General features: G+C 61.5%; 1 protein-coding gene. It reads right to left on the bottom strand.

All coding sequences use genetic code 11. The features are described from left to right. On the bottom strand, positions 1 to 629 hold a 629-nt coding region (trxA, locus tag BK660_RS31205; protein WP_123436438.1), incomplete at both ends, for a thioredoxin.

Here is a 629-nt window from a genome sequence, read left to right as displayed (position 1 = left end):
GATCTTTCGCCAGGCGCGCTTTCAGATCGGCGGCATCCGGCAGATCACGCGCCAGGCCAAGGAATTTGATCTGCGCCTTGGCGCCGGCCAGTGCGGCTTTGTGTTCGTCGCTCTTGACTGCATCCAGTACGGTTTGCGCTTCATCCAGTTCGCCACGTTCGGTCAGGCAACGCGCGTAGAGAATCAGCGCCTTGGCGTTGCTGTTGTCTTCAGTGAGCATCACCACCAGCGCCGCTTCGGCGTCAGCGTAACGACCGTCATCGAACAATGCCTGAGCCTGCTCGAACGGATCGGCGGCGGCCGGTGGTGGCATTTGCACATGCGGCTCAAGCAGGGCGCGGACGGCGGACTCTGGTTGTGCACCGGCAAAACCGTCGACCGGTTGACCGTCCTTGAACAGCACTACGGTCGGCAGGCTGCGGATGCCGAAGCGGGCGACGATGTCCTGCTCGATGTCGCAGTTGACCTTGGCCAGCAGTAGTTCGCCCTGATAACTCTCGGCAATGCCTTGCAGCATCGGCATCAACGCCTTGCACGGCGCACACCATTCGGCCCAGAAATCCACCAGCACCGGTTTGTTGAAAGAGGCCTCGATTACCGACTGGTCGAAATCGGCCGTCGTGGCGTCG

This window comes from Pseudomonas brassicacearum, assembly GCF_003732265.1.
Taxonomy (GTDB): domain Bacteria; phylum Pseudomonadota; class Gammaproteobacteria; order Pseudomonadales; family Pseudomonadaceae; genus Aquipseudomonas; species Aquipseudomonas brassicacearum_D.
The sequence above is the reverse complement of the archived record's forward strand: the minus strand, read 5'-3'. Positions and strand labels throughout refer to the sequence as shown.